The sequence below is a fragment of the Amaricoccus sp. genome (assembly GCF_017993425.1).
Classification (GTDB): Bacteria; Pseudomonadota; Alphaproteobacteria; order Rhodobacterales; family Rhodobacteraceae; genus Amaricoccus.
The window spans coordinates 1-11694 of the sequence record NZ_JAGOMQ010000070.1; the positions used below are offsets into that span (position 1 = coordinate 1).

Sequence of the window (11694 nt, forward strand, 5' to 3'; positions counted from 1 at the left end):
CCGCGGCCAGCACCAGGCGGGCGGTGGTGGCGAAGGCCGAGACGAGATGCAGGGGCGCCGCGCCCGCGCTGCGGTCGTGGCTGCGGCGCGAGGTCTTGCCGTCGATGGCGACGAGGCCGGCCTTCTCCGGCCAGCTCTCTCGGACCCAGCCGGCGAAGGCGGCGGCGAAGAGGCCCGGGTCGATGCGGTTCATCAGGATGGTGAGCCAGCGCTCGCCGGGGACGCCGTTCGCGTAGGGCAGGCGCCGGCGGAGGAAGTCGAGATGCGCCGCCCCCCAAGCAGCGATGTCCTCGTAGTCGTCGCAGTCGGCGATGGCGCCGCAGACGACGAGCAGCAGCACCTCGGGCAGCGGATGCAGGATGCGCCGCACGTCGCGCGGGTCATCGACGTCGGCGAAGTGGTCGAGCAGCGCCGCCAGGCGCGACTTCCGAGGCAGGCTCTCGGCGAGGATCATGCGCGGCTCCGATTCAGGGCCGCCGCATCGATTCAGAGAAATCCCCGCCTGTCACCTGTCACATGAGTTCGGAACCCTGGATTGCGACCGACGGGACTGGACGGGCGCCCGGACGGCTGGTAATGCGACCCCGTCGCCGCTGTAGCTCAGCTGGTAGAGCAACGCATTCGTAATGCGTGGGTCGGGGGTTCGAGTCCCTTCAGCGGCACCATTCCCGAGACCCTGCGCCCTCCCGCCGCGTCAGCGGTCGATCCGACGACCCGCGCCCCGGCGTCGATCGTCGCCCTGGCGATGCAGGGCGGCGTCCCCGCCGCCGCCAGCGGCAGCGCCACGGCCGGCCGGCGAGGAGCAGCAGGGCTGGCGGCAAAGGGGCGCGATCGCCGCCCGCAGGAGGCCGGCATTCCGCAGCGCGAGCAACCGCCCCTCCGGGCCGGCCGCGCGGATCGGGGCGACGGACGGCCGCCCGGCGCCCGCCTCACCGCATCCGCTTCTGGCTCTTGCCCCGATAGGCGCGCGTGCCCCCCCTGCCCGCCTTCGAGCGCGGCGCCGCGGCGTCTACCTCCGCCTCGATCGCCGACTGCCGCGCCAGCGGGTCGTCGTGGACCGCGAGATCGACCGCCTCCAGCCGCTTGACCTCGTCGCGGAGCCGGGCGGCCTCCTCGAACTCCAGGTTCTCCGCGGCCTTGAGCATCGCCTTCCTCAGCCCGTCGAGATGCGCGGCGAGGTTGCCGCCGACGAGCGGCTTCTCGACCTTCGCGGTGATCCGCGACTGGTCGGTGTCGCCCTGCCACAGCCCCTCCAGCACGTCCGAGACGTTCTTGCGCACCGTCTCCGGGGTGATCCCGTGCGCGAGGTTGTAGGCCGCCTGCTTCTCGCGGCGGCGGCCGGTCTCCGCCATCGCCCGCTCCATCGAGCCGGTGATCCCGTCCGCGTACATGATGACCCGCCCCTCGGCGTTGCGCGCCGCGCGGCCGATCGTCTGGATCAGCGAGGTCTCCGAGCGCAGGAACCCCTCCTTGTCGGCGTCGAGGATCGCCACCAGCGCGCATTCCGGGATGTCGAGCCCCTCACGCAGCAGGTTGATCCCCACCAGCACGTCGAAGGCCCCGAGCCGCAGGTCGCGCAGGATCTCGATCCGCTCCAGCGTGTCGATGTCGGAATGCATGTAGCGCACCCGGATCCCCTGCTCGTGCAGGTACTCCGTCAGGTCCTCCGCCATGCGCTTGGTCAGCACCGTGACCAGCGCCCGGTTCCCCGCCGCCGCCACCTTGCGCACCTCGTCGAGGAGGTCGTCGACCTGCATCGACACGGGCCGGATCTCCACCGGCGGGTCGATCAGCCCGGTCGGCCGGATCACCTGCTCGGTGAAGACGCCCCCGGCCTGGTCGATCTCCCAGGCGGCTGGCGTCGCGCTCACGAACACCGACTGCGGCCGCATCGCGTCCCATTCCTCGAACTTGAGCGGCCGGTTGTCCATGCACGAGGGCAGCCGGAACCCGTGCTCCGCCAGCGTGAACTTGCGCCGGTAGTCGCCCCGGTACATGCCGCCGATCTGCGGCACGCTGACGTGGCTCTCGTCGGCGAAGACGATGGCGTTGTCGGGGATGTACTCGAAGAGCGTCGGCGGCGGCTCGCCGGGCTTCCGCCCCGTGAGGTAGCGCGAGTAGTTCTCGATCCCCGCGCAGGAGCCCGTCGCCTCCAGCATCTCCAGGTCGAAGCGGGTGCGCTGCTCCAGCCGCTGCGCCTCGAGGAGCTTCCCCTCCCCCGTCAGCTGGTCGAGCCGCACCCGCAGCTCCTCGCGAATCGCCTTCACCGCCTGCGCCAGCGTCGGCCGCGGCGTCACGTAATGCGAGTTGGCGTAGACCCGCACCCGGTCGAGCGCGTCCGTGCGCGCCCCGGTCAGCGGGTCGAACTCCGCGATCGATTCGAGCTCCTCGCCGAAGAAGCTCAGCCGCCAGGCCCGGTCCTCCAGATGCGCCGGCCAGATCTCCAGCGAATCGCCGCGCACCCGGAACGCCCCGCGCTGGAAGGCGGCGTCGGCGCGGCGATACTGCTGCTCCACCAGCCCGGCGATGACCTTGCGCTGGTCGTAGGGTCGCCCCGCGATCAGGTCCTGCGTCATCGCCCCGTAGGTCTCGACCGAGCCGATGCCGTAGATGCAGGAGACCGAGGCGACGATGATCACGTCGTCGCGCTCGAGCAGCGCCCGGGTGGCCGCATGGCGCATCCGGTCGATCTGCTCGTTGATCTGGCTCTCCTTCTCGATGAACGTGTCCGTCCGCGGCACGTAGGCCTCGGGCTGGTAATAGTCGTAATACGACACGAAATACTCGACCGAGTTATCGGGGAAAAATCCGCGGAACTCTCCGTAAAGTTGTGCCGCCAGCGTCTTGTTGGGGGCGAGGATGATCGCGGGGCGCTGGGTCGCCTCGATGATCTTCGCCATCGTGAAGGTCTTTCCCGTCCCGGTGGCGCCGAGCAGGACCTGGTTCCGCTCGCCCGAGTCCACCCCTGCAACGAGCTCCTCGATCGCGGTGGGCTGGTCGCCGGCCGGTGCAAAATCCGAGCGGAGCACGAAGCGGCGCCCGCCCTCGAGCTTGTCTCGGCTGGTTTGCCGGCTGGTCTCGCGCGGCTCCGGGCTCTGCGTCATGGTTTCCTCGCGGACGGCCGACAGGAGGTGGGACGGCGGCCGCCGGCGTCAAGCCGGTCGCCGCGCGCGGGCCCGGATCGGGTCATGAGCGGAAGTTCGCCGTTAGCGTGCATTTTAGTGACTAAACCATTGCGTGTGGAGATCCCGACGTGTTAAGTTAAATTCGCAAGCAGCACAGTGGTCGTCGGTCGGGTGCGTACACCCACCCCACCCCTCGCTCCCTCGCACTCGCCCGACGACCCGCTGCTCGCATTGCCCCCGCCAGGGGGCGATCCCCGCTTGAACGGCGCCGCAGCATTGGCGATAGTGCCGGGGAAGTCGGGAGATCGGCATGTTCGCCAAGATATATCAGCCCTCGCGCAGCGCGATGCAATCGGGTCAGGCAAAGACCCAGGACTGGGTGCTCGAGTTCGTGCCGGAGACCGGCAAGGTGCTCGACCCCCTGATGGGATGGACCGGCACCGCCGACCCCACCCGCCAGCTCCGCCTCAGCTTCGAGACCCGCGACGCGGCCATCGCCTACGCCGAGCAGCACGGCATCGCCTTCCGCATATTCGAGCCCACCCGCCGCCGCCACGTCCTGCGCGTCAACGGCTACGGCGACAACTTCGCCTTCCAGCGCCGGCAGGCCTGGACGCATTGAAGCCTTGGTGGCGCACCGGTCCTGGCGGGCGGCCGGGGCGTCGCCCTGTCGCGGACGTTCCTCCGCAGGCAAGAACGCCTGATACAAGATCCGCTTGATCCGTTCGGGTCTTGGTCAGCGCGGCGCCCTCGCAGATTTCTCCGCGCGATTTGGCGAGTGACAAATCGCGCCGCGCCTGCCTGCCCCCAGGCAGGCGCGCTTTGGGCGCGCCAGCCCAGGCAGGCGCGGCGCGATTGCAAGGTCCGGGACGTCTGGACCCCTCTCGGACTTCGCTTCGGCGAAGTCCGACGGACCGGGCGAACGTCCACTGGACGTTCGCTTTTCCGGTCCGGGGGATATGGGCCGGGCGCACGCGGGGCGTGCGCGGGACATCCGACCAAAGGCCGATGAAGCTCCCCAATGCCGCGCCGATCCGGACGCGCCTCGACAGACTCGGACGCCCGGCAGACCCCCCGGCGCCGCCCTGACCCGGCCGGCCCCCGGCCCGCGCTAACCCCCGGTTAACCTCGACCCCGCATCGCTCGGGAATGCGCGCGCGCGTCCCCGCCCTCGCCGCCGTCCTCCTCGTCCTGGCCGGCCCGGCCGCGGCGGGCGCGTGGCCGCGGGCGCCGGGCGAGGTCTTCCTCTCCTTCCGCGGCGAGGTCGAGACCAGCGACGGCGGACCGCAGACCAACGCCTCCGTCTACGGCGAGTACGGCCTGACCCGGCGGATCACCCTCATCGCCCAGTTCGACAACGCCGACGACCCCTGGACCCCGCGGCGCTTCGGGACCGGCGTGCAGTTCGCCCTCTCCGGGCCTGACGCCGTCAACCGCTATGCGATCGGCTTCGGGGTCTCCACGCCGCCCGACGTCATGGGCGCCATGACCTCCACCCGGGGCGAGCTGTCGCTCTCCTGGGGACGCGGCTTCGACAGCCGCTGGGGCGGCGGCTGGGCGACCGCGACGGCGCGGCTGATCTACGGCCGCGACACCAGCCGCCCGATCACCGACCTCTACGGCCTCGTCGGGCTCCGTCCCGCCGAGGGCCGGATGGCGATGCTCTCGGCCAGCCGCTACGCCGACGACGACGGCACGTACTGGAAGATCTCGCCCTCGCTCGGCTACCGCCTGCGCGGCGAGACTTGGCTGGTCCCGAGCCTGACGCAGGAGCTCTCCGACGACCGCTCGACCGCCGTCGGGCTGGCGCTCTGGATCACCTTCTAGAGCAATGCCCAACCGGACGGAATCGTCCGGTGATCAGGACATTGCGCAAATTCGAGACTCCGGAGCGGACGGCCCGGCTCAATACGGACGGACTCCGCTCCAGCAGCGGCTTCGCCGGGTCCGCGACGGCGCCCGCAGGACGACATGCGCATTCGCGCGCAAACAAACATTGGTCAAGACATCGCCCGTTCGCATCCGCCCGGGATCGCCCGACAGCATCGCGGGCGATTGGCCATGAGGGCGCACGGCCCCGGGCGCCGTGCAGCGCGCCACACTACACGACACCTGTCTCCTCTGCCGGATCCACGGGGCGCGCGCGCCGAGCGACCGAAGCGGGCTTGCCCGCGAGGCCCGGCGCGACAGGCGAAAGCCCGGCTTTCGCCGCGCCGACGGCTGGAGCGCGGTTGCGCGCGGAAGCCGTGGGGGGTCCAGATTTCCCCGTCGCGCGCAATCCGTCCGTGAGCGCCCCGTCGCGCGCGGAATCGCGCTCGCCCCCCGCAGGGGCGATCGCGGACGGATTTGCCACGGGTCAAATCCGTCTGGCGTCACCATCGCGGCCTGCTTCCGGCCGGGCTTCCTCTCCACCGTCGTGCAGCGTGGCGGCGCCCTCACAAAAGCCCGCCCACGAAAAATCAAGCACTTAGCTAATTTTCACGCGTGAACACCCCCCGAGCCGCCCCGGCCTCACCCCGCAGGATGCGCCGCCTTGAACTCCCGACGGCGGGCGTGGAGGATCGGCTCCGTATACCCCGAGGGCTGCACCCGCCCCTCCAGCACGAGGTCCGACGCCGCCCGGAAGGCGATCCCGTCGAACCCGGGCGCCATCGGCCGGTAGCCCGGATCGCCGGCGTTCTGCCGGTCCACCACCTCGGCCATCCGCCGCAGGATCGTCCCCACCTCCGCCTCCGACACCACCCCGTGGTGCAGCCAGTTGGCGATGTGCTGGGCCGAGATCCGGCAGGTGGCGCGGTCCTCCATCAGGCCGACGTCGTTGATGTCCGGCACCTTGGAGCAACCCACCCCCTGGTCGATCCAGCGCACCACATACCCGAGGATGCCCTGGGCGTTGTTCTCCACCTCGCGCCGGATCTGCTCCGGCGTCCACTTCCGGTAGACCGCCACCGGGATCTCGAGGAGCGCGTCGACATAGGCCCGCCGCCCGCCCTTCGCCAACGCCGCCTGCACGGCAAAGACGTCGACCTTGTGATAATGCAGCGCATGCAGCGTCGCCGCCGTCGGGCTCGGCACCCAGGCGCAGTTCGCCCCCGCCTTCGGATGCTCGATCTTCGTCTCCAGCATCGCCGCCATCTTGTCGGGGATCGCCCACATCCCCTTGCCGATCTGCGCCTTGCCCGACAGCCCGCATTCCAGCCCGAGATCGACGTTCTGGTTCTCGTAGGCGGTGATCCAGCCCTTGCGCTTGATGAAGTCCTTGCGGCTGAACGGCCCCGCCTCCATCGAGGTGTGGATCTCGTCCCCCGTCCGGTCGAGGAAGCCGGTGTTGATGAAGACGAGCCGCCGCTTCGCCGCCCGGATGCATTCCTTGAGGTTGACGGACGTCCGCCGCTCCTCGTCCATCACCCCGAGCTTCACCGTGTCCTGCGGCAGCCCCAGCGCCGCCTCCACCCGCGTGAAGGTCTCGTCGGCGAAGGCGACCTCGTCCGGCCCGTGCATCTTCGGCTTGACCACGTAGACCGAGCCCTTGACCGAGTTGCGCGGACCGTCGGTCTTCTTCAGGTCGTGCATGGCGATCAGCGCCGTCACCATCGCGTCCATCAGCCCCTCGGGGACCTCGGCGCCGTCGCGGTCGAGGATCGCCGGGTTGGTCATCAGCTGGCCGACGTTGCGCACCAGCATCAGCGCCCGGCCCTTGACGACGTGCTCGCTCCCGTCCGGGGCGGTGAAGGCGAGATCGGGGCTGAGGCTGCGGGTCACCTTGCGCCCGCCCTTCTCGAAGCTGTCCTCGAGATCGCCCTTCATCAGCCCGAGCCAGTTGCGATAGGCCGTCACCTTGTCGGCGGCGTCGACGCAGGCGACCGAATCCTCGCAATCCATGATCGCCGAGACCGCGCTTTCCAGCCGCACGTCGGCGAGCCCGGCCTGGTCGCGCGACCCGATCATGTGGGCGCGGTCGAAGACCAGCTCGACATGGAGCCCGTTGTTGCGCAGCAGCACCGCCTGCGGCGCCCGCGGGTCGCCGCGCCAGCCGACGAACTTCTCCGGCTGCACCAGCGGCAGGTCATCGACCAGCAGCGCCCCGTCGCGGACGTGATAGCGCCGCGCGTCGGCGTGGCTGGTCCCCGCGATCGGGAAGGCCTCGTCGAGGAACACCCGCGCCCGCGCCACCACCCGCGCGCCCCGCCCGCGCTCGTAGCCGCCCGCCGGCGGCAGGCTCCCCATCGCGTCGGTGCCGTAGAGGCAGTCGTAGAGGCTCCCCCACCGCGCGTTCGCCGCGTTGAGCGCGAAGCGGGCGTTGGTGATCGGCACCACCAGCTGCGGGCCGGCCACCGTGGCGATCTCGGGATCGACGTTCGCCGTCTCGATCCGGAACGCCGGCCCCTCCGGCAGCATGTAGCCGATCTCGGCGAGGAAGGCCTTGTAGGCCTCGCCGTCATGCGCCTGGTTGCGCCGCTTGAGATGCCAGGCGTCGATCGCCGCCTGCAGCTCGTCGCGACGGGCGAGCAGCGCCCGGTTCTTCGGCCCGAGCTCGTGGACGATGGCCGAGAGCCCCTCCCAGAACGCCTCCGGCGTCACCCCCGTCCCGGGGATCGCCTCCGCCTCGACGAAGGCCGCGAGCTCCTCGGCCACGCGCAGGCCGCTGCGGTCGACGCGCCCGTCGGTCGGTGCAGGTGCGGCGCTCATGATTCCCCCTCCGGTTGCTCCGGGCCGCAGGGCGCCCGGTTTTCGGGACGCCACCCTCGGCGGCCCGCCCGCTCCGGTCAAGCCGAAGCCGCGCGGCCGCGCGGATTAACCGCCTGCGCTCGCCGCCGTTGCCACACTTGCCCGGTAGGATCACTCTGCCGGGACGGGATCCGCCGGTCACGGTGAGCACATTTGACGATCAAGACGATGCGAAAGCGGAAGATGGCCCAACAGCACGGGCGCTGCTTCTACTGCGGCCGCGCCATGTGGGAGAAGGACCCCGAAGCCTTCGGCTGGGTCTTTGGCGTCGCCCCCGCTGCCATCCCGCAGCTTCGCTGCACGGCCGAGCACCTGAAACCCCGCTGCGAGGGCGGCCGGAACACGGTCCGCAACATCGTCGCCGCCTGCCTCTACTGCAATCGGACCCGCCACCGCGCCAAGGCCCCGCTCTCCCCCGAAGCGTACCGGGCCCGAGTGCGCGATCGCATCGCCGCCGGAAAATGGCTGCCGCTCCGAGGACCGGGGCCGGTCGGAACCGCACCTCCAGTGAGCGGCCACGCCGGCGCGCAATAATATCACCTGCCTTTTATTTCTGTTTACATCCGACACTTGTCGATTTCGCACTGTGCGACATTTCTCCGGCCGCCTCCCCCCCGGCCCGAGCCGCCAAAGCCACGCCGGGCGGCGCGGCGCTGGACGGCGCGGAGCGGTGGGGCTAGGAAAATCCCCCAAGACAACCAAGCGGGGGGCGACGTGTCGCGGGCATTCCTCTTTCCCGGCCAGGGGGCGCAGGCGATCGGCATGGGCCGCGAGCTGGCGGAGGCCTATCCGGCCGCGCGGGCGGCCTTCGAGGAGGTCGACGCCGCGCTGCACGCGCCGCTCTCCCGGCTGATCTGGGAGGGCGACCTCGCCGAGCTCACCCTGACCGAGAACGCCCAGCCGGCGCTGATGGTCACCTCGATCGCCGCGCTCCGCGCGCTCGAGGCCGAGGGCCAGGGCATCGGCACCGCCGCCTTCGTCGCCGGGCACTCGCTCGGCGAATACTCCGCCCTCTGCGCCGCCGGCGCCCTCGGCCTCGCCGACGCCGCCCGCCTGCTCCGCCTGCGCGGGCAGGTCATGCAGGCCGCGGTCCCGGTCGGCGAGGGCGCGATGGCCGCGCTCCTCGGCCTCGACGTCGCCGCCGCCGAGGCGGTCGCCGCCGAGGCGGCGCAGGGCCAGGTCTGCGAGGCGGCGAACGACAACGACCCCGCCCAGGTGGTGGTCAGCGGCGACCGCGCCGCCGTCGAGCGCGCCGTCGGGATCGCCAAGGCCCGCGGCGCGAAGCGCGCCCTCCTCCTCCCCGTCAGCGCTCCCTTCCACTGCGCCCTGATGGCCCCCGCCGCCACGGCGATGGCCGAGGCGCTGAAGGAGGTCCGCATCGCGAGGCCCTCCGTCCCCGTGGTGGCGAACGTGCTCGCCCGCGGCGTCGACGACCCCGAGGAGATCCGCGGCCTGCTCGTCGAGCAGGTCACCGGCCGGGTGCGCTGGCGCGAGAGCGTCGCATGGATGGCGGCCGCGGGCGTCGACCAGACCGTCGAGCTCGGCGCCGGCAAGGCGCTCTCCGGCATGGTCCGCCGCATCGCGAAGGATATCGACACCCGCGCGGTCGGCGCTCCCGCCGACGTCGTCGCGCTGGCCGGGGAGGGCTGAGCCATGTTCGACCTGACAGGCAAGGGCGCGCTGGTGACCGGCGCCTCCGGCGGCATCGGCGGCGCCGTCGCCCGCGCGCTCCACGCACAAGGGGCCTCCGTCGCCCTCTCCGGCACCCGCCTCGCGCCCCTCGAGGCGCTCGCGGCCGAGCTCGGCGAGCGCGCCCACGTCACGCCTTGCGACCTCTCCGACCCCGCCGCCGTCGACGCCCTGCCCAAGCAGGCGACCGAGGCCCTCGGCTCGCTCGACATCCTCGTCAACAACGCCGGCATCACCCGGGACCAGCTGCTGATGCGCATGTCCGACGCCGACTGGCAGGCGGTGCTCGACGTCAACCTCACGAGCGCCATGCGCCTCGCCCGCGGCGCGCTCCGCGGCATGATGAAGGCGCGCTGGGGCCGCATCGTCTCGGTCGCCTCGATCGTCGGCGTGACCGGCAACCCCGGCCAGGCCAACTACGCCGCCGCCAAGGCCGGGCTCATCGGCCTCTCGAAGAGCCTCGCCGCCGAGGTCGCGAGCCGCGGCGTCACCGTGAACTGCGTCGCCCCCGGCTTCATCGCCACCGCGATGACCGACGCGCTCACCGACGACCAGAAGGCCAGGCTCCTCGCCGGCATCCCGGCCGGCCGCATGGGCGCCTCCGACGAGATCGCCGCCGCGGTCGTCTATCTCGCGTCGGCCGAGGCCGCCTACGTCACCGGCCAGACCCTGCACGTCAACGGCGGCATGGCGATGATCTGAGCCGGCCATTGGCCCCGTGCGACAACATGCTGAAATCCCGGTGGGATCGGGATCTTGCCGGAAGCCCTCGGCCTCCGTGGCCGCCCTTCCGCGACCGCTCCGGCCCCGCCCCGCCGGAGGATTCGGCGCGGCCCGCCCGACCCGCTCCGCGAGCGCCTCCGCCCGGCGCAGGCTTCCCGCAAGCCTCGCCGGAAGCGCCTTAATAAAGCCCCTGAACGTTATGGAGGCAAAAGAGAAAATTTTCTGCGCCGTTGGCGGGTCCAGGCCCTCGGGAGGCTTGCATTAACGTTTGCCGTGCGCTTTCGTTATGCTATAGGCCCGACGAGTTGTCCGGGGCTCGGGCGCCGGGAACCCGCCGCGACGTTCGGACGTTTCGGCGCGAAGAGGCGGCGGGACGGCCCGACAACAACGAGGACGGGCGCTCGGAGAGGCCCGGCACAGCGAGGAAGAAGAAGAGATGAGCGATATCGCAGAACGGGTCAAAAAGATCGTGGTCGAGCACCTCAGCGTCGACGAGGCCAAGGTCACGGAAAATGCCTCGTTCATCGACGACCTCGGCGCCGACAGCCTCGACACGGTCGAGCTCGTCATGGCCTTCGAGGAGGAGTTCGGGATCGAGATTCCGGACGACGCCGCCGAGACGATCCAGACCTACGGCGACGCGGTGAAGTTCATCGAGGCGAATTCCTGATCCGTCCCCGAGGGGCGGTCCGCGGCGGCGTCCGGTCTCCCGGACGCCGCCGTCGTTTCGGACGCCGCTACAGGCGCTCGATCGAGCCCCCCTCGGCGCGGCGGCCGACGAAGGCGCGGCCGAGGCGCGCGAGCCACCCCGCGCCCTGGTCGTACTTCGCCCGCACCACCTCGGGCAGCGCCACGTCGCGGTTGAGCTGCACCCCCCAGACGTCCTCGATGTAGCGGCCCTGCCGCTTCATCTCCTGCACGAGCGCCAGCGCGCCGGGATAGCCGAGCCGGCCCTCGCGCTGCACGATCTGCAGGAGCCGCTCCTCGACGTCCTGCGCCATCTTGGCGTCGCCGCAGATGATCAGGTGCGCGTCCGGCCGGCGCAGCACGTCCCAGGCGGTCGCGCCGTCGCCGTCGATCGCGTCCTGAACGTAGGCCTTCGCCGGCCCCTTGCGCGAGAACGCCACCGAGAGGCGGGAGAGGAACCCCTCGGCCCGCCAGCGCGTCAGCTCGGCGCGCTGCAGGAACTCGTCCTCGCCGCGGAACCCGGCGTAGAGCGCCGCCGGCGCCTCCGGACGCGCCGATATCCCACGGGCGACGCGGTCCTGGAGGATGCCGTAGAGCGGCGCGAGCCCGGTCCCGGCGCCGACCAGCGACAGCGGCCCGGCGAAGCCGTCGGGCAGCCGCCGCGGCGCCGCCTTGACCGCGACGCGCAGCTCCGCCCCCGGCGCGAGATCGCGCAGGTAGTGCGAGCACAGCCCCCGCCGCG

The 11694-nt window shown here is 71.4% G+C and carries 9 protein-coding genes, 1 tRNA gene and 1 pseudogene; 7 read left to right on the forward strand and 4 right to left on the reverse strand.

Annotated features, from left to right (window positions below):
* A partial coding sequence (locus KBB57_RS19325) for an ISAs1 family transposase (protein WP_290753845.1) occupies positions 1 to 454 on the reverse strand: 454 nt, incomplete at its 3' end.
* Positions 455 to 589: 135 nt separating this feature from the next.
* Between KBB57_RS19325 and KBB57_RS19330 the strand changes: the two genes are divergently transcribed.
* A tRNA-Thr gene (locus KBB57_RS19330) sits at positions 590 to 665 on the forward strand.
* Positions 666 to 929: 264 nt separating this feature from the next.
* Here KBB57_RS19330 and uvrB read toward each other — a convergent pair.
* On the reverse strand, positions 930 to 3104 hold the full coding sequence (gene uvrB / locus KBB57_RS19335) for an excinuclease ABC subunit UvrB (protein WP_290753848.1): 2175 nt from the start codon (positions 3102 to 3104) through the stop codon (positions 930 to 932).
* Positions 3105 to 3435: 331 nt separating this feature from the next.
* Between uvrB and KBB57_RS19340 the strand changes: the two genes are divergently transcribed.
* Positions 3436 to 3747 (forward strand): ETC complex I subunit, encoded by a 312-nt coding sequence (locus tag KBB57_RS19340; RefSeq protein WP_290753850.1) that lies wholly within the window; start codon positions 3436 to 3438, stop codon positions 3745 to 3747.
* A gap of 527 nt (positions 3748 to 4274) precedes the next feature.
* Complete coding sequence (locus KBB57_RS19345) at positions 4275 to 4952, forward strand: hypothetical protein (RefSeq protein ID WP_290753852.1); 678 nt, start codon at positions 4275 to 4277, stop codon at positions 4950 to 4952.
* Between the two features lie 684 nt (positions 4953 to 5636).
* Here KBB57_RS19345 and KBB57_RS19350 read toward each other — a convergent pair.
* Entirely contained in the window at positions 5637 to 7814 is a 2178-nt protein-coding gene (locus KBB57_RS19350; protein ID WP_290753854.1) for a malate synthase G, read from the reverse strand.
* Between the two features lie 192 nt (positions 7815 to 8006).
* Here KBB57_RS19350 and KBB57_RS19355 point away from each other — a divergent pair, with 192 nt between their 5' ends.
* The 4 genes from KBB57_RS19355 (at position 8007) to KBB57_RS19370 (ending at position 10935) form a co-directional block, all read left to right on the forward strand.
* Positions 8007 to 8387 carry an HNH endonuclease gene (locus tag KBB57_RS19355; protein WP_290753856.1) on the forward strand — a complete coding sequence of 127 codons (381 nt, stop codon included), beginning with the start codon at positions 8007 to 8009 and terminating at the stop codon, positions 8385 to 8387.
* 180 nt (positions 8388 to 8567) lie between these two features.
* A complete protein-coding gene (gene fabD, locus KBB57_RS19360; RefSeq protein WP_290753859.1) occupies positions 8568 to 9503 on the forward strand; it encodes an ACP S-malonyltransferase in 936 nt (311 codons plus the stop codon).
* 3 nt (positions 9504 to 9506) lie between these two features.
* The gene (fabG, locus tag KBB57_RS19365; RefSeq protein WP_290753862.1) at positions 9507 to 10244 is read left to right on the forward strand and encodes a 3-oxoacyl-[acyl-carrier-protein] reductase; all 738 of its coding nucleotides are present in this window, start codon (positions 9507 to 9509) and stop codon (positions 10242 to 10244) included.
* 457 nt (positions 10245 to 10701) lie between these two features.
* Positions 10702 to 10935: an acyl carrier protein gene (locus KBB57_RS19370; RefSeq protein ID WP_290753863.1), complete on the forward strand. Its 234-nt coding sequence runs from the start codon at positions 10702 to 10704 to the stop codon at positions 10933 to 10935.
* A 67-nt stretch (positions 10936 to 11002) separates the two neighbouring features.
* Here KBB57_RS19370 and KBB57_RS19375 read toward each other — a convergent pair.
* A pseudogene (locus KBB57_RS19375) lies at positions 11003 to 11694 on the reverse strand (hypothetical protein); the annotation flags it as partial.